Annotated in this window: 16 protein-coding genes; 5 read left to right on the forward strand and 11 right to left on the reverse strand. The window is 34.2% G+C overall.

Going from position 1 to position 17,050, the window contains the following annotated elements; all coding sequences use genetic code 11:
• Nucleotides 1-151: 151 nt before the first annotated feature.
• The 9 genes from obgE to FHP04_RS07465 all read right to left on the reverse strand — a co-directional run bounded on the left by obgE (nt 152) and on the right by FHP04_RS07465 (nt 9,950).
• On the reverse strand, nt 152-1,150 hold the full coding sequence (obgE, locus tag FHP04_RS07425) for a GTPase ObgE (protein WP_139855459.1): 999 nt from the start codon (nt 1,148-1,150) through the stop codon (nt 152-154).
• Between the two features lie 54 nt (nt 1,151-1,204).
• Entirely contained in the window at nt 1,205-1,777 is a 573-nt protein-coding gene (locus FHP04_RS07430) for an adenylate kinase (protein ID WP_139855460.1), read from the reverse strand.
• Between the two features lie 415 nt (nt 1,778-2,192).
• The gene (locus tag FHP04_RS07435) at nt 2,193-3,605 is read right to left on the reverse strand and encodes a helix-turn-helix transcriptional regulator (RefSeq protein WP_139855461.1); all 1,413 of its coding nucleotides are present in this window, start codon (nt 3,603-3,605) and stop codon (nt 2,193-2,195) included.
• 140 nt (nt 3,606-3,745) lie between these two features.
• Nucleotides 3,746-5,770, reverse strand: coding sequence for a T9SS type A sorting domain-containing protein (locus FHP04_RS07440; protein ID WP_139855462.1), 2,025 nt, complete (start codon nt 5,768-5,770; stop codon nt 3,746-3,748).
• A gap of 267 nt (nt 5,771-6,037) precedes the next feature.
• Nucleotides 6,038-7,138 carry a hypothetical protein gene (locus tag FHP04_RS07445; RefSeq protein ID WP_139855463.1) on the reverse strand — a complete coding sequence of 367 codons (1,101 nt, stop codon included), beginning with the start codon at nt 7,136-7,138 and terminating at the stop codon, nt 6,038-6,040.
• Nucleotides 7,139-7,207: 69 nt separating this feature from the next.
• Nucleotides 7,208-7,756, reverse strand: coding sequence for a GNAT family N-acetyltransferase (locus tag FHP04_RS07450; RefSeq protein WP_139855464.1), 549 nt, complete (start codon nt 7,754-7,756; stop codon nt 7,208-7,210).
• Between the two features lie 104 nt (nt 7,757-7,860).
• Nucleotides 7,861-8,769 carry a DMT family transporter gene (locus FHP04_RS07455; RefSeq protein ID WP_139855465.1) on the reverse strand — a complete coding sequence of 303 codons (909 nt, stop codon included), beginning with the start codon at nt 8,767-8,769 and terminating at the stop codon, nt 7,861-7,863.
• Between the two features lie 263 nt (nt 8,770-9,032).
• Nucleotides 9,033-9,347 carry a thioredoxin family protein gene (locus tag FHP04_RS07460; RefSeq protein WP_139855466.1) on the reverse strand — a complete coding sequence of 105 codons (315 nt, stop codon included), beginning with the start codon at nt 9,345-9,347 and terminating at the stop codon, nt 9,033-9,035.
• A gap of 159 nt (nt 9,348-9,506) precedes the next feature.
• Entirely contained in the window at nt 9,507-9,950 is a 444-nt protein-coding gene (locus FHP04_RS07465) for a hotdog fold thioesterase (protein ID WP_139855467.1), read from the reverse strand.
• A 260-nt stretch (nt 9,951-10,210) separates the two neighbouring features.
• Here FHP04_RS07465 and purK point away from each other — a divergent pair, with 260 nt between their 5' ends.
• The 3 genes from purK (at nt 10,211) to FHP04_RS07480 (ending at nt 14,123) form a co-directional block, all read left to right on the forward strand.
• On the forward strand, nt 10,211-11,365 hold the full coding sequence (gene purK / locus FHP04_RS07470; RefSeq protein ID WP_139855468.1) for a 5-(carboxyamino)imidazole ribonucleotide synthase: 1,155 nt from the start codon (nt 10,211-10,213) through the stop codon (nt 11,363-11,365).
• A 151-nt stretch (nt 11,366-11,516) separates the two neighbouring features.
• A complete protein-coding gene (gene purE, locus FHP04_RS07475; protein ID WP_139855469.1) occupies nt 11,517-12,008 on the forward strand; it encodes a 5-(carboxyamino)imidazole ribonucleotide mutase in 492 nt (163 codons plus the stop codon).
• A gap of 96 nt (nt 12,009-12,104) precedes the next feature.
• The gene (locus FHP04_RS07480) at nt 12,105-14,123 is read left to right on the forward strand and encodes a M3 family metallopeptidase (protein ID WP_139855470.1); all 2,019 of its coding nucleotides are present in this window, start codon (nt 12,105-12,107) and stop codon (nt 14,121-14,123) included.
• Nucleotides 14,124-14,141: 18 nt separating this feature from the next.
• Here FHP04_RS07480 and FHP04_RS07485 read toward each other — a convergent pair whose 3' ends face one another.
• Both FHP04_RS07485 and FHP04_RS07490 read right to left on the reverse strand, forming a co-directional pair.
• Nucleotides 14,142-14,627 (reverse strand): dihydrofolate reductase, encoded by a 486-nt coding sequence (locus FHP04_RS07485; RefSeq protein WP_139855471.1) that lies wholly within the window; start codon nt 14,625-14,627, stop codon nt 14,142-14,144.
• Nucleotides 14,624-15,058: a 2TM domain-containing protein gene (locus FHP04_RS07490; RefSeq protein ID WP_139855472.1), complete on the reverse strand. Its 435-nt coding sequence runs from the start codon at nt 15,056-15,058 to the stop codon at nt 14,624-14,626. Before FHP04_RS07490 ends, FHP04_RS07485 begins: the two co-directional genes overlap by 4 nt.
• Nucleotides 15,059-15,135: 77 nt before the next feature.
• Here FHP04_RS07490 and FHP04_RS07495 point away from each other — a divergent pair, with 77 nt between their 5' ends.
• Together FHP04_RS07495 and FHP04_RS07500 are read left to right on the forward strand one after the other, a co-directional pair.
• Nucleotides 15,136-16,218: an aminotransferase class V-fold PLP-dependent enzyme gene (locus FHP04_RS07495; RefSeq protein ID WP_139855473.1), complete on the forward strand. Its 1,083-nt coding sequence runs from the start codon at nt 15,136-15,138 to the stop codon at nt 16,216-16,218.
• 127 nt (nt 16,219-16,345) lie between these two features.
• Nucleotides 16,346-16,858 carry an inorganic diphosphatase gene (locus FHP04_RS07500; protein WP_139855474.1) on the forward strand — a complete coding sequence of 171 codons (513 nt, stop codon included), beginning with the start codon at nt 16,346-16,348 and terminating at the stop codon, nt 16,856-16,858.
• Nucleotides 16,859-17,050 lie beyond the last annotated feature (192 nt).

Below are 17,050 nucleotides of genomic sequence, written 5' to 3' on the forward strand. Positions count from 1 at the left end.
AGCTTGTTCTTTAACAGTTTGTTTCAATGCTAAATTGAATTAATATTAAAAATAGCCGATCATTTTCTTACTTCGGCTCCGCTCGCCAAACTAGAATTGCTGAGTTATAATTAGATTTCTAAAAAATATTAGGTAAGCTTGGTGGCTGGAATTAATTAAGCATTTTCCATAGTTTATCCTTCAACTCAGTAAGCCCTTGTTGTGCAACTGCTGAGATAAATAAATATGGAATTCCCTTAAACTCTTTATCCAGAACCTTTTTCATTTCAGCTTTAAGTTCGTCGTCTAGCATATCGCTTTTGCTAATTGCCAAAAGACGTTCTTTATCTAAAAGTTGTGGATTGTAACGGCGTAATTCATCAACAAGAATATCGTACTGCTCTTTAATATCCGGCGCATCGGCTGGAATTAAAAACAGCAAAGTAGAGTTTCTCTCAATATGACGTAAAAATCGATGCCCAATACCTTTTCCTTCTGCTGCACCTTCAATAATACCTGGAATATCTGCAACTACAAATGTTTGGAAGTCGCGGTATTCTACAATACCTAGGTTTGGTTTTAAGGTTGTAAACTCGTAGTTGGCAATTTTCGGCTTAGCAGCAGTAATTACTGAGAGTAAAGTTGACTTTCCTGCATTAGGAAAACCTACTAAACCTACATCAGCAAGAATTTTTAGCTCAATAATGATATCTACCTCTTCTCCTTCTTCACCTGGTTGAGCGTATCTTGGAGTTTGATTTGTAGACGATTTAAAGTGTGCATTTCCAAGACCGCCACGACCGCCTTTTGCTACAACTTTTTCTTCGCCATCTTCAAGGAGTTCGAAGAGAATTTCTTCAGTTTCCTTATCGCGAACAACTGTTCCTATCGGAACTTCAATATACACATCTGCACCATCGGCACCTGTACTGGTTTGCTTACTACCAGCTTGCCCGTGTTCTGCTCTAAAGTGTCGTTTAAATTTAAGATGATATAGCGTCCAAAGGTTTTTATTGGCTTTTACAATTACGTGTCCACCACGACCACCATCCCCTCCATCGGGGCCTCCTTTAGGAATATACTTTTCCCGTCGCATGTGTTTACTGCCTTGCCCTCCCTTTCCGGAAGTAACATGAACTTTAACGTAATCTACAAAATTGCCTTCAGTCACTTTATTTTTCTGTTTGTTGTTTGTTCTTTATTATTGGACAATCCAATATATAAACTACAAAGTATCAATTACTTTACTTAATCTTTCAGTTATTTCTTCAATACTTCCTTCACCATTAACACCGTAATACATTCCTCTCTTCTCGTAATAATCTTTTAAGATAGCGGTTTCATTGTAGTAAACCTTAATGCGATTACGGATAATACTTTCATCAGCATCATCTGCACGACCACTAGTTTTTCCTCTTTCTAAAAGACGTTGAACTAAAACCTCATCATCAACTTCCAAAGCTACCATTGCATTTATTTGAGAATCTTTATCATCCATTAGATGTCCTAAAGCCTCTGCTTGAGCTTCAGTTCTTGGGAAACCGTCAAATATAAAGCCGTTAGAACCGCAGTTTTTATCAACTTCATTACTTAACATATCAATGGTAATTTCATCTGGCACTAACTTTCCTTTAGACATGAACGACTTGGCTAAATCACCAAGTTCTGTTTTGTTTTTAATATTGTATCTAAATACATCTCCAGTTGAAATATGAACTAGATTATACTTTTCTTTTAGAAAATTAGCTTGAGTACCTTTTCCTGCTCCTGGAGGGCCAAATAAAATAATATTGGTCATGGGTGTTTTTTAATGGTTGTAAAAAATGAAGTTGCAAATTTACGAAATTTCAGGCAGTTGCGGTTATGACCATAAAGAAATATAATTACATCAAGTTTCCATCTTAGAGGCAAAAACAACAAAAAAACAGTGTAAACACCTAATTACAAATTGATTAAATAAAATAAAAATAAAAAAACTATCCTAATGCAGCTAGCATTAAAAGACGATTTTAGTGAATTTTTTAGAAAATTAAGCGTAAAATTAAAGCGAAATCCTCTTATTTATGAAGTTGGAAACATACTTTTTAAGCTAACACTCTGACAATGTTGACTGTGGTTGATGTAGTTTTAAAATTTTTGACAGCTCAATAATAGGTTGTTAAAAGTTATCGTCTTCAGTTTATACCTAAAAAAACCTAGCAACTTGACTAAAACTAGTCAGATATATTTTTAATGTACGCTGAAGGTGTGCTACCGGTAATTTCTTTAAATGCGGTAGTAAAACTACTTTGTGAGACAAATCCGCTTTCCTCTGCCAAATAGCTTATTTTGTAAGATCGATATTTTGCATCGGAATTAAGCTTATCTACTATATATTGAATCCTTAACGAATTGATATACGCATTGAAACTTTTATTCTTAGATGCATTTATTATAGAAGACAAGTAACGCGTGTTGGTGCCCAATTGTTTGGCTAAGCTTGCGATACGTAACTGTTTATCTAAATAAAGTTTAGAGTTTTCAAATTTTCGAAGTTTTTCTAAAATTTCTTCCTCCGTTTTATCCGAGATTACAGTGCCTTTTGAATTATCAATATCAACACTTTTATCAGCCCTAATTCTGGTGTAGTATTTATTCCCGAAATAGATTAATAACAATAAACAAAGTAATCCGATGGAAACATATAACTGTCTATTTCTTACAATTATTTTATATGCAGCCTCTGTTTGCTTTTTACGATACAATCCTTCTATTAAGGCAACCTTTGCTTTACGAGTACTTTGTTGAGTTTTGAAAAAATGATTTTGAAGTCTTTTTTCATAAAACAATAAGCTATCTTCATTTCCTTTATTACTCCAGTATTTAATCGCTTCGTTTAATAAAACAGGCTCAAGTTCAACATCAAATAAATTAACAACCACTTTTGGGTTTTCTACACTATCTGTATGAATCAGGTTTAAATACGTTCTTGAAGCCTGACTTAAAGGCTTAACATTAAAATCTTGAATTACTTTATTAAAATAGAGGCTAGAAGAGTCATTTTGGTGCGGGTAATACAATTTTGCAATTTGAAACTGAATAAAAGGCTTTCTTTCATCCTTTTCATCCATTTTATCAAGTATCTCTTTTAAACCTGATATTTTATTTTCTGTTTGTTGGGCTTTTAAATACTTAACTTTAAGTAACGCTAAATCAACCGCATATTTTTTCTTTATGTTAGAATTCAGGTTGTTGTAACTTTTTAATGCTTTCTCATAAACAGTGTTACCTTCTCCCTCTAAGTTAAGATCTTTATAAAGAGTAGCTAGCTCACGCCAATATTCAAATTGTAAATCCGTACTTGGGGAATTAGCGATACTGCTTTCAATTTTTTGTGAAATTGCAACTGCTTCTTCATACTCACCAAGCAACCTATTTATTTGTAATTTCTTGATTTCAATAGCAACAGATTCTTCCTTATTGGTGTTTTTAAGTAAGTAATCGTAGAGTTTAAGTGATTTATAAGGATCGTTAAATCGACTTTCGATTGCTTCAATAAATAACTTTTCTTCTTCCGAATTTTGTGCTTTAAGAAGCTGAGCGCCTAAAACCACAAATAATACGCTAAAAAAAAGATTAAGTTTCATAAAACCTCATTGTTCTGAAGTACAAAACTACATCATTTTACTAACCTTATAGATTCGTATTTTAATAAAAAAAACTCCTCAACTATTTAATAATTGAGGAGTAGTACAAACAAAAGAAAGAAATCACCAATAATCCTAAATTACTTTTTTATGAACTTCAACTGCTTTAAAGTTCCATTATTCAAAGTAACCTTAGCAATATATAAACCACTAGTTAAACTAGAAACATTTATGGAGCCCTGAGTATCTTTCATAGGTTCATTCATTAAAAGATTCCCTGAAATATTGTAAATCTGAATAGATTCTATTGAGACTCCTGCATTAACATTTAACATTTCGGATGTTGGATTAGGATATAATGAAAACTGTGTTACCTCATTGTTTTCAACACCCAAAATAGATTCAAATGGAAGTCTGTAAAAGTCCGTCTGCATTTGGTAATTGCCTGTTTCGTACTGAACAGTCATTTTATTAAATGCACCATTTCCATCGGTAAGAAAGTTAGACCCGATAACGTTTCCTATACCTGTATCACCTCTAAATTCTACTAGCTTATCTTCATTGCTCTTTGAAACCACTAAATTGTTGAAATTAGAACCATCTGTGGCCATTTGCTTATAGATGTACATGAAGTATAACTCACTATCATCTACAAATAAATTAGGAATAAGAGCAAACCTCGTTAATATAGGTTGGAAAAGAACTACATCTTCAGGTAAAAGAAATCTATGCCTTTTAAAAAGCGAACCATCTCTCTCATACTCATTTACAACTCCAAAAATATTTCCATTTTCTTCATCTGGTTCGCCTAATCCAACTAGATAGTTATAAGAATACCCTTTTTGAATTCTATTGAAATCAGCAGAAATTTGATCACCATTGTGATTTGCATCCAAAATCAACTCGAAAGACCAGCTTTCTATATTAAAAAACCCAAGGTTAGTAGCCATGCCATCAGCTCCCATCAAAAAGCCTAACTGATTGTCATGACCATCAACACTATTAATCTCCATAAAACTGTCAATAACGTATTCATTAAGCTCGTGAATCATTTCACCATCTTCGTTTGCAACCATATATGTATTCCACTCATTATCCGCAATCATATCGTAATAAGTTATACCATAAACTACCTCTAACTTACTATCCGAATTAAAAATATCACTCGAAATATCATAGGTTTGGTCTCTATAGAATACTCCAAATTGACCCATTGGGATTACAAATTGTCCTGCATCTGGATACCTTGTGTCGATGTCTAAATACATTGTTTTCACCTCTTCTAAATTAAAATCTAATAACTTAATAACTAGATTATTATCTGGAAATACCTCTAAGGTTGCATTATCCATAAACAAATGCTTATAATGTGCCAAAGCAACATATTCTACACCGTCAATAGTTATAAAGTTGAAAGGAGAACCCATTAAAAAGTTTATCAATTCTGAATTATAAACATAGCTATTATCTAACTCCCAAGTAGCAGCATTAAAAGCTTTAATAGTTACATCACTATCATCGGCCATATAAGTAAATACCTTATGATTACCAGCAGCATCAATTTTAGTTTCAGCTGAATATCCGTCAAGCTGTTGCAATATTTCACCTTCGTTATTTACTACCCAAACTTCCCAAACTTGATCGTCTGGACCTGGATCTACACCTTCAAAATAATGAAGGAAAATCATAAATTCGTTATTGCTATCAGCGTTAAAAAAGTTTGATGAATAATGATTTACCACCTCTATTTGATTTGCCGATTCTGGCACTTCAATAGTAAAATCATCAACTATTTCGATATCATCATTATAAGTTTTTACCGTGTAGATATTCCCAATTCGTTCTGAGGAATAAAGTATTTCACCGCCGTTCTCAACTTTGTTAATCACCCCCCATCTAAGCACATCTATTTGTGCATAAGGCTCGAATTCTGAAGTTGTGCGATTTGAACTATTTGCAACGGCTCCACCCTGCGAATCATTTTTAAAAGGAGAAGTTACAATTTCTGGCCTATTAAATTCCGTTAGGTTATAATGCTTAAAAGCTCGAATTTCTTTTTTGCGCATTTCAATAGTGTGACCATTGGAAGTTGAAGATTGTGGAATTTGCGCAATTGCTGCTACTGAAATTAACATCAGCAATACAAGTGTAGTTTTAAATTTCATTAGAAATAATTTTATGTGAAGTAAAATTTGAAGAGAACAAAACAACTAAAAAGATACCTCAACAAAAAATTGAAAACCACTGAATTTAACGAAAATTACGTAAATTCATCAAGACAAAAACAAATTCAAAAAACTAATAACCAACACTTTATATTCACATTAAAAGATTTTAGACAAATTAGAAGAATTCTTTGAAAACTGCACAAGAATACACGATTGAAAAAGGTAACACACGTTGAATGTTTAGAATTTTAAAGGTTAGCATCGTTATTTATTTTTAACCCAATTCCACAGTTGCCAAGCTGAAATCATCATTGCAATTACCAAAAGCCCATATAGAATGTAATCTAAAAACTTTAAACTTTTATCTGTTTCAAGAGGCTGCTCTTCGACAAACTGAAATACATTTTCAAATTGTCTATCCTCGAGTTTCTCAATTTCTTTAGCTGAGCTACTATATTTTTTTCGATATAATTCATATTTGTTTTTGTCGCCTAAAGCCAAATAATTCTCTTTCAAAAGAAGGTATAATTCTGATTTAATTTTTGGATTTTGTGTAGTATCGATAATATTTAGAATTTGCACCACACTATCTTTTGCTGCAACAAAATTTCCTTCTCGAGTAGATACTTTAGCAAGACCAATATTAGCCTTATGCATATATTCTTCTAGGTCGTTTTGAACAGCAATAAAATAAGCCTTTTGAAAATTTGTTTTCGCTAGTTTTAAATCGTTGAGTTCTAGCAAGCAATTTCCTTTCTCTAGAAATACTAAAGCCAGATTGTTAAGCGAAACAGAGTTTTCTGGAATTGTTTGATAAGAAGCTATGGATAAATTGTAATTTTTGATAGCGTATTCACAATCTATCTCATCTTTATACCCATTCCCTTTTATTGCGTAGATATTACCACGAGAAACCGCCATTGCTTCTTTAGACAGATTAGAGCTTTCTATAAGCTCTTCTGCTCTATCCAAATATTCTCTAGAAATAGCATTTAAATGAGATAATTGATATTGTTCTGCCAATAATCCTAAAGCCCATATTTTATATTGAGTATTACCCGAACTTTCTGCCAATTCCCAAGTTTTTGAAGCATATTTCAAAGATTTTCCATTTTGATTGAGAGCTGTATAACCGTTAACCATAGTCACCAGAGCATAAATCTTTGTTTCCAATAGTTCTGCTTTTTGGTAAACCATTGTACTTAAAGCCACAGCTTTTTGAGCATCTTGATAAACACTTAAATTTGCCTCTTCAAGTTCTTTAGCAAATTCTTTTTGGGATTGGGCACTACATAATTGTGGCACAAATAAGCAAGAAAAAAGCCATATTATGGTTAAAATAAAAAGTGATTTATAAGAATGCATGCCTATTTGCAATTTAGGGAATTGGGGATTTACAAATATAATCTATACATTTTTGTATAACGATTAGTATCACCCTCGATTTTGAAGCTTTTGCCACTCCGTTTTTGTCAAGGTATAGAAATTGTGAAGCACTTCTTCATAGAAAAATTCATTTCGTTTAATAAGTCCCGATTTTGCCAAGATAAAATTTGAAGCAGAATGATTTACGTCTGCGATTCCTACAATCTCATCAAAACCTAAATTTTGAAATCCGTGATTTAATGAGGCTATAGCCGCTTCTGAAGCATATCCTTGGCCCCAATATTTTTTCAGAAATCGATATCCTAAATCATAGTAATTAGTCTTGTCGTTTACCACATCGGTAATTAACCTAAATCCACTCCACCCGATAAAAGCTCCACTTTCTTTTTCAACTACTGCCCATCTGCCTATTCCGTTGTCACGGTATTGCTGTTGTATATTATTAATTATTTTTGTTGCTTCCTCCATGGTAGAAATCGGTTTATTTCCTAGAAAAACATGAACATCTGGATCTGAATCCATAGCGAACATCGCCTGAACATCGGAATCCATTATATCGCGCATAAGTAAGCGCTCTGTCTCTAAGTGTATTGTCATATTATTATATCTAATGAAGAAAAAAGCTTTAACTCAAGAAATGACTTTTAAATTCCTAAGTAAAAAACTAATTCTATAAACTAAATCCTAACTGTCAATTTCCATTAAGCCTGCTTTCCACCTTTAAAGCGCAACTGTCTAAAACTTATCTTATCGAAAGTTAGTCCACCTACAATTAGAAAGAGTCCGATGATAGTTGGAAACCTAATAGGTTCTTCCAACACAAAATAAATTACTACTAAGGATAAAAAGGGTACTAAGTAAACAAGATTACTCACTTTGGCTGCAGTGATAGATTTTTTAAGTGCGATAGACCATATTACGAAAGTAATCCCCATTTCAAATAAGCCGACATATACCGCACCTCCAAATGATTTGATATCTACAAATACTATTTCTGAAGTGAGTAATAAGGCGATGAGGATATAAATAAATCCGAAGAAAAAGTTTAGGAACAACTTACTTAGCTCATCGCGTTCGTCTTTAATATTAAAAATCCAAAACAGAGCCCAGATTACTGCAGAAGCAAGACCGAATAACACGCCTTGCCCATTGGTAAACGACAAGTTAATTAAGTTCCCGCCAGTGGCAATAATAAGCACACCTATAAAACTTATGCCAATTGCAACTAAGTTTTTTAAACCTATTTTTTGTTTGAGTAAAGGCACAGCTAATAAGCTAAGCATTATCGGCCAAGTATAATTAAGTGCTTGTGCCTCTTGGGCAGGCAAAAGCTCATAAGCTTTAAACAAAACGATATAATACAAAAACGGATTTATAGCACCGTAAAAAGCCGATCTTAAAAAAGCTTTTGAAGGGAGTTTGGCGAGGTTACCAAATTTCTTGGTTACAAGCATAAGGATACTCAGGGTTAATAATGCTGTGGCCGATGACCAAAATAACAACTGTAAAAAGCTATAGCTCTGTAGCGCTATTTTCATACTAGTTGCAACCGTACTCCACAACAGCACCGCTATACCTGCATAAATATATGCCTGTTTCTGATTTTTCATTTAAAACCTTATTTGGATGTTTAAAAGTATGATTTTTTTTTAGTCGTGACCGACTAAGATTTAAAATAGCTCCGTTAAAGAATATAAGACGCAGAACTTGTTCCAAATAAATTAATAGTTAAATCATATTCATTTAATAGATTTTTGTAGTTTTTTAGGCCTCTAAGCGAGCTGTTTTTCAATGAAAATGATAAAATCGCGGTTTTGATTCGTACTATAAATTTTTTAGATAAATGGAAGGTTCATCTGAATAATCGTCAAAATCAAAACAACATCTTATACGGACGTTCAATTTTCTCCTGCAATTCTTGAATACTCATCAATCTAACTTTTCTTAAAAATTCTTTTCCTTCAAAAAACACTAATAATGTGGGAGCCGAAAAAACTCCCAACTCTCCAGAAATACCAGGGGATTTATCTATTTCTACGTGAATGAATTTTACTGCGGGGAAATCTTCAGAAAACAACTCTTCTACTTTTGGCCTTAGCGCATGGCAAACTCCACAATTAGGCGCAGAAAAGTAAACCGCAACTGCAGCTTCAGTTTCTACCAAATTATTTAATGTTTCTACATCCATATTTTATGAATTTATTGTTTTCAATTAGAATTACAGACTTTAAGGGTAAGTTCCATTACCAAGTCTTACTCGTTAGATTGCATTTAGTCTTAAGTCCTAAAGCAAAGCAATCTTATGTCTGAGCGACGATAGATTGTCTTTAAATCAAAACCTTAATTTTTAAGAATTTTCATTGTTAGCCTTGTTCATTCTCACAAAGTTATAAACTCCTTTTCCTTCCGCTATCAATTTTTCATTTTGAAACGCTTTCATTCTAGCTACAAGAATTCTATTTCCAAATCTTATTATTTTACCTTCTACCATAATAGCTTCGGGTTCTGCACCTCTAAGATAATCCACTCTTAAATCGATAGTAGAAATTTTATCTTGTAGTGAAGTAAAGTGCATAGCACCAATTACACCGCCCACAGAATCCATAACGGTAGCAATAACGCCTCCGTGCCATCTGTTATTTCTAAAATCGCCTACCAATTCTTTTCTAAATGGAACGCTAATTCTCACAAAATTCTTTTCGAGCAAGTCTATTTTCAATCCCAAAAACTTATGCATTGGGATACTTTTTTCAAAGGTGGTTTTAATAAGTTCTGTATTATCGAGGAGCATATTTTTGAGTTATTTTCTAAAATCAACTTTTACAAATCACGTGATTTTATAAAGGCTGACATTATATTCTTAATTCCTTCAAATGTAAAAATAAACCTGCAGAACAAATGCCAAATAAATACAAATGAATTTTATGAATTATTATTATTGAAATCAATCAATGTAGAATCTAAATAACCAATTAGCAAATCTATAATGCAAAGTCCAGTCAAAGTATCGAAATAACTATCTTTGCAAATTATAAAAAACCAATAATCAATATGAACTACTTCTCCACCAACTTCACCCTCGGCATTCTTGGCGGCGGACAATTGGGAAAAATGATGTTATACGAAACCCGAAAGTGGGACATTCGCACTCACGTTCTCGACCCAAGCAATGAAGCTCCCTCCAAAATAGCGACAGATTACTTTCAACAAGGTGATTTAATGGACTTTGAAACCGTTTATAACTTCGGAAAAAAAGTAGATGTACTTACTTTTGAAATTGAAGGTGTAAATGTGGAAGCTTTAGAAAAGCTGGAAAACGAAGGTGTGAAAGTTTATCCTAGTGCCGCAACCTTGCGAAATATTCAGGATAAAGGAGTGCAGAAGCAGTTTTATAAGGAACATAAAATCCCTACTTCTCCTTTCAAAATTTACAAGGATAAAAATGAGCTAAATGAAGCCATTGTAAGAAAGGAGCTGCATTTCCCATTTGTATGGAAAAGTTGTACTGGCGGTTATGATGGAAAAGGCGTAAGCGTTATTAGAAATGCTGAAGATATTATCCCGCTATCTTCTGATGCTTGTATAGCTGAAAAGCTAATTCCATTTAAAAATGAACTTGCTGTAATTGTTGCAAGAAATCCTTCAGGGGAAGTAAAAACGTATCCAGTTGTTGAAATGGAGTTTCATCCAGAAGCCAATCAAGTAGAATACGTGATATGTCCCGCGAGAATAGACGAAGCTGTTGCCAATAAAGCAAGAGCTTTAGCTGAAAAAGTATCGGAGTCGTTTAAGCACGTCGGACTTTTGGCTGTAGAAATGTTTCAAACCGAAGACGATGAAGTTTTAGTAAACGAAGTAGCGCCAAGACCACACAATAGCGGTCATTACAGCATTGAATCTAGCTACACCAACCAATTTGAACAACAGATTAGAGCTATTTTAGACTTACCTTTAGGTAATACCGATAGCAAAGTAGGTGGAATTATGGTTAATTTAGTTGGTTCAGAAGGACATACAGGTCAGGTTGTCTATAAAAACATAGAAAAAATACTAGCGATGGAAGGAGTAACGCCTCACATTTACGGTAAAAAAGAAACGCGTCCATTTAGAAAGATGGGCCACGTAACCATAGTAAATAAAGATCTCGACAAAGCACGAAAAATAGCGGAAGAAGTTAAGAAAACAATTGAGGTTGTTAGTGAGTAAATTATAGATCTCTCATGCACTCCAGCAAATAAATAATATTAATTAAAAATCACTTTGTCCCCTCGAGCGCAGTCGAGAGGTCAATACTAAGCAAGATTCGTCTTAATAAGTAGGTCTCGACTGCGCTCGACCTGACACAGAACTAAAAAACATGAGCAAAGTAGCAATAATAATGGGAAGTACTAGCGATCTGCCAGTGATGCAGGACGCTGTAGATATTTTAAAAGAATTCAACATTGAAGTGGAAGTAGATATAGTTTCTGCTCACCGCACACCAGAAAAGCTTTTTGATTACGGTAAAAATGCTCATACCCGCGGAATTTCGGTAATTATTGCTGGTGCTGGAGGCGCTGCCCATCTACCTGGAATGATTGCTTCACTTTCACCTTTACCAGTTATCGGTGTTCCAGTGAAATCTAGTAACTCAATCGATGGTTGGGATAGCGTATTGTCTATTTTACAAATGCCAGGCGGTGTTCCTGTAGCTACAGTTGCACTTAATGGCGCTAAAAATGCAGGTATTTTAGCCGCACAAATCATTGGATCGTCAGATAAATCTGTTTTGGATAAAATTTTAGCCTACAAAGAAAGCCTTAAAGTAAAAGTAGAAGAAGGCGCGAAAGAAGTTCGTAGTGGTAAGTGATGAGTGGTGAGTGGTGAGTGGCTAAAATTAATTAATCGATTTTGACTCACCTTTTTTGAGTCGAAAAATCTAACGTCTAAAATCTAAAAACTTTCAATGAATCCTTTATTACAATCTTATAACACAGCCCCATTTTCAAAGATTGAAAACAAGCATTTTCTTCCTGCAATTACAAAGTTAATTGAAGAAACAAAAGCTGAAATTGATGCTATAACTTCAAATTCTGACGCTCCTACTTTTGAAAACACAATTGAAGCATTAGAATTTAGTGGTGAAAAGTTAGACCGAGCTACAAGTATTTTCTTCAACCTAAACAGTGCAGAAACAAACGATGAAATTCAGAAATTAGCACAGGAAATCTCCCCTATGCTAACCGAATTCGGCAATGATATGTTGTTGAATGAAGCCCTTTTTGAAAGAGTAAAAGCTGTATATAATCAAAAGGACACATTAGACCTTAATGAAGAACAACAAATGTTGCTCGATAAAAAGTACAAAGGTTTTTCAAGAAATGGAGCCAATCTTTCAGAAGAAAAGAAAAAAAAACTTAGAAAAATAGACACCGAACTTTCTAAGTTAAAACTCACTTTTGGAGAAAATGTACTAGCAGAAACTAACAAGTTTGAACTTCATATTACCGATGAAAAGGATTTAAGTGGTTTACCTGAAGGGGTAATTGAAGCTGCTTCTCAAACTGCAGAAGAAAAAGGAAAAGAAGGTTGGGTTTTCACTTTGGACTACCCTAGCTATGTTCCATTTTTAACCTATGCCGACAATCGTGAATTGCGTAAAAAAATGGCAATTGCATTTGGTGCAAAAGGGTTTAATAATGACGAATTTGACAATCAGAAAAATGTACTTCAGATTGCTCAATTACGTTATAAAAGGGCAAATTTATTGGGGTATAAAAGTCACGCACAATTTGTTCTTGAAGAGCGAATGGCAGAAACTCCTGAAAAAGTAAAGTCTTTTTTAAACGAATTACTGGAAAAAGCAAAACCTGCAGCTAAAAAAGAATTTGATGAATTAACCGCTTTCGCAAAAGAACTAGATGGAATAGATCATCTCGAAAAATGGGATGGCGCTTATTATTCAGAAAAGTTGAAACAAAAACTTTTCAACCTTGACGACGAAAAGCTAAAACCATACTTCGAATTAAAAAATGTAATAAACGGAGTTTTTACCGTTACACAAAAGCTGTATGGACTACACTTTAAAGAAGTTCAAAATATAGACAAATATCATCCAGAGGTAAAAACTTACGAGGTAAAAGATGACGAAGGAGAATTAGTTGCACTATTTTATGCAGACTTCCATCCACGTGCAGGCAAGCGCAATGGAGCTTGGATGACTTCGTATAAACCTCAGCAAACAAAAAACGGTACAAACGATAGGCCTCATGTTTCTAACGTTTGTAATTTCACCAAGCCTACTGCCAGTAAACCTTCACTTCTTACATTTAACGAAGTAACCACCCTCTTCCACGAGTTTGGTCACGCCTTACACGGTATGCTTGCAAACACCCAATACCCTAGCCTATCAGGAACTAGTGTTTATTGGGATTTTGTAGAATTACCAAGTCAGATTTTAGAGAATTGGTGCTACGAAAAAGAGACTTTAGAACTCTTTGCTACACATTACAAAACCGGAGAGGTAATCCCGATGGAGTATGTGGAGAAAATAAAAGAATCAGCTACTTTCCTTGAAGGGATGGCAACACTTCGCCAATTGAGCTTCGGAATGTTAGATATGGCTTGGCACAGCCAAGACCCAAGTGGAATTAACGAAGTAAAAGCCTTTGAGTTTGCTGCATTTGAAGACACTCAGTTATATCCGGATGTAAAAGAAAATTGTATGAGCACTTCGTTCTCACATATTTTTCAAGGCGGTTATTCGGCAGGATATTACAGTTATAAATGGGCGGAAGTGTTAGATGCAGATGCATTTGCATATTTCCAACAAGAAGGGATTTTTAGTAAAAAAGTAGCTGATAAGTTTAAAAACTTCGTGCTTTCACAAGGAGGAACTATGGACCCAATGGAATTATACATTAAATTCCGCGGACAGAAACCAGACCCAGAAGCGTTATTAAAGCGTGCTGGATTGTTGAAGTAAAAACTTAAGCGAAATTAATTAACGACGAACCCAAGTTTGATAGGTGAAAGCATATTTATGCTTTTCATCTATCTCATGACGGGTTTCCGATTCCAATTTCCATTCGTCGGTAGAAAATTCAGGGAAAAATGTATCGGCATTAGCAAAAGTTCCGTGAACACGAGTTAGCTCAATTTTGTCAGCAAGGGACAATCCTATTTTATAAATTTCACCGCCACCAATAATAAAGGGTTGAGAGTCATTTTTTGCGATTTCTAATGCTTCTTCCAAACTTTGCACACTCACTGCACCCAACTTCTCATAATTTTTATCACGTGTAATTACAACATTAGTTCTATTGGGAAGCGGCTTGTCTAAAGATTCAAATGTTTTACGCCCCATAATTACGTGATGACCACTGGTAAGCTTCTTAAAACGTTTAAAATCGTCAGGCAGGTGCCAAATCATTCCATTTTTTGCTCCTAATTCGTTGTTTTCGGCCGCGGCAGCAATCATTGTTATCATTGTACGTCTGGAGGTAATAGGTTGTCTGCTTCGTTTTTTTTTGTGAAATCGTCAGTTTTTGGCAATTGCAATTCGCTATCAACTTGCTTTTGAAGTTCTGCAATTTTCTCTGCTTGTCTTGCTTTTAACTTTTCAAGTTGTCTGTCTTCCCATTCCTTATCCATAAATTTATTCATCACAAAAACATTGAAAAGATGAATCAAAAAGATAAAAGTCCAAATTAAAATTGCCCATATAAACCAATCTTTTATCAATGTTTCGTTACCATAACCCAATACAGGATTTATAATAATAAGGATAATTGAACCTACTAAAAACAAAATAAAGTGACGCATTAAGTTCTTTTTCTGCTTAATTCGTCTACGTGCATATTCGTATTGCTCACGCTGTTCGGCGTCTATTCTGTCTGTTTTTTTAGTTTTTGAGAACATAGTTAGTTACTTTCGTTACACAATCACGATAACTTTCTGTAAAAATACCTAAATTTCGCAGTAATGGCATAATTCATATGAAAGAAATAAGAAAACACTTTCCCAGCCTTAACACCACAGTGTATCTCGATACCGCTGCAAATGGTTTAATTCCGAAACCTGTGATAGACTGGAGACGAATTCAGGATGATGATCTGCTAAACAATCCTGTAGCTTTTCGTGCGAATCATCAAGAAATTATTGCAGACACAAAGAATGAGATTTCACGATTCTTTGGAGCTTCGCTTAATACAATTGCTTTAATCCCAAATTTCTCATTTGGGATAAATAGTGTTTTGGAAGGCCTTCCTAAAAATCAGAAAATACTATTATTAAATAATGATTACCCTTCAGTAAATTGGCCTGTTGAAAGTAGAGAGTTCAATGTGTGTTATGCTGAAATAGATGAAAATCTTGAAAAAAACATTGAAACATCCATTGAAAAGCACAAACCTGAAGTGTTTATTTTCAGTATTGTACAGTGGCTAAGTGGAATTAAAATAGATTTCAACTTCTTAAAACAACTAAAAAATAAATACCCGAACTTACTGTTAATAGCTGATGGCACGCAGTATCTAGGTACAGAAGTTTTCAATTTTGAAGATAGTCCTATTGATGTATTAGCCACAAGTTGTTATAAGTGGCTTACATCTGGATTCGGAAATGGAATATTATTTATTAAAGAAACTGCTCAACACCGAATATCGCCTAAAACTATAGGATTTAACTCTGCAGCTACGTTTGAAAGTTCAGCCTCAGACACTGCTTTTATAAAACATTTTGAGCCTGGCCATCAAGACACTTTAAATTATGGAAGTATAGCACAAGCCATTAAGTTTCAAGAACAATTTGGCCGAGATGTGTTGTATCAACAGATAAAGTCAATTTCGGAACTAGCCAAAGAAAGCTTTACCGAACTTGGATTACTCTCAAACAAAACACTAGGTCGTCGAAACCACTCTTCTATTTTCAACTTACAATGCGATAAGGATGTTTTTAAAAGACTAAGAGAAAACAATATTGCGTGTTCTTTACGAGGAAACGGTATAAGAGTAGGGTTTCATTATTACAACACTAAAGAGGATTTAGAACATTTACTTCAAGTTCTTAAGCAAGGCTAGATCAACTTTTCATTATAAAAAAACATAAGTTTCTATTAAGTAGTGGAAAACACTGTGCAACTACTTTCCCATTAAGAAGGAAAGCAGTACTTTTGCACCCTCAAAATAAATTACTTAAAAAATTATCATGAATAAGACATTCGACGTACTAATAGAAATTCCAAAAGGAAGCCGTAACAAATATGAATACGACTTTGAGTTAAAGAAAATTCGTTTCGACCGTATGCTTTTTAGCAGTATGATGTATCCTGCCGATTATGGTTTTATTCCAGAGACATACGCAAAAGATGGTGATCCTTTGGACGTACTAGTGTTAGGTCATGAGCCTACATTCCCTATGTGTGTGATGGAAGTAAAGGCTATTGGAGTTTTCCATATGGCTGATGAAAAAGGACAAGATGAAAAAATTATCTGTGTACCTGTATCAGACCCAATCTGGAGCCAGTTAAACGATTTAGAAGACCTTAACCCTCACTTGAAAAAAGAAATTGAGCATTTCTTTAAAGTATATAAGGATCTTGAAAAGAAACGTGTAGATGTAGGTGGATGGGGCGATGCTGCTGAAGCAAAAGAAATTTACGAGCAATGCATTAAGCGTTACGAAGAGACTCCTGAAGTACACGGAAAATTCAGTATCTAAGAGACTCTCTTAAGCAAACAATACATTTCATATTAAGGACGTAAAACTCAAGACTATAAGGTCTTTTGTTTTTACGTCCTTTTCCTTTTTAGGCACATTTTCAAGAAACTTCAATTTCAACTTTCCATCACTTCCAGCAATTATACAAATACATAACTTTAACAGTATCAGTGAAAAAACCATAATTTTTCC

Source organism: Aequorivita sinensis, assembly GCF_006346335.1.
Classification (GTDB): Bacteria; Bacteroidota; Bacteroidia; order Flavobacteriales; family Flavobacteriaceae; genus Aequorivita; species Aequorivita sinensis.

Bases quoted from the DNA above. Each gene is read 5' to 3' on its own strand.
- FHP04_RS07485 (WP_139855471.1), bottom strand. From the start codon at position 14,627: ATGATAACAATGATTGCTGCCGCGGCCGAAAACAACGAATTAGGAGCA.
- FHP04_RS07440 (WP_139855462.1), bottom strand. From the start codon at position 5,770: ATGAAATTTAAAACTACACTTGTATTGCTGATGTTAATTTCAGTAGCA.
- FHP04_RS07430 (WP_139855460.1), bottom strand. From the start codon at position 1,777: ATGACCAATATTATTTTATTTGGCCCTCCAGGAGCAGGAAAAGGTACT.
- FHP04_RS07500 (WP_139855474.1), top strand. From the start codon at position 16,346: ATGAATAAGACATTCGACGTACTAATAGAAATTCCAAAAGGAAGCCGT.
- FHP04_RS07490 (WP_139855472.1), bottom strand. From the start codon at position 15,058: ATGTTCTCAAAAACTAAAAAAACAGACAGAATAGACGCCGAACAGCGT.
- FHP04_RS07460 (WP_139855466.1), bottom strand. From the start codon at position 9,347: ATGGATGTAGAAACATTAAATAATTTGGTAGAAACTGAAGCTGCAGTT.
- FHP04_RS07445 (WP_139855463.1), bottom strand. From the start codon at position 7,138: ATGCATTCTTATAAATCACTTTTTATTTTAACCATAATATGGCTTTTT.
- FHP04_RS07465 (WP_139855467.1), bottom strand. From the start codon at position 9,950: ATGCTCCTCGATAATACAGAACTTATTAAAACCACCTTTGAAAAAAGT.
- FHP04_RS07495 (WP_139855473.1), top strand. From the start codon at position 15,136: ATGAAAGAAATAAGAAAACACTTTCCCAGCCTTAACACCACAGTGTAT.
- FHP04_RS07435 (WP_139855461.1), bottom strand. From the start codon at position 3,605: ATGAAACTTAATCTTTTTTTTAGCGTATTATTTGTGGTTTTAGGCGCT.
- FHP04_RS07450 (WP_139855464.1), bottom strand. From the start codon at position 7,756: ATGACAATACACTTAGAGACAGAGCGCTTACTTATGCGCGATATAATG.
- purK (WP_139855468.1), top strand. From the start codon at position 10,211: ATGAACTACTTCTCCACCAACTTCACCCTCGGCATTCTTGGCGGCGGA.
- FHP04_RS07480 (WP_139855470.1), top strand. From the start codon at position 12,105: ATGAATCCTTTATTACAATCTTATAACACAGCCCCATTTTCAAAGATT.
- FHP04_RS07455 (WP_139855465.1), bottom strand. From the start codon at position 8,769: ATGAAAAATCAGAAACAGGCATATATTTATGCAGGTATAGCGGTGCTG.
- purE (WP_139855469.1), top strand. From the start codon at position 11,517: ATGAGCAAAGTAGCAATAATAATGGGAAGTACTAGCGATCTGCCAGTG.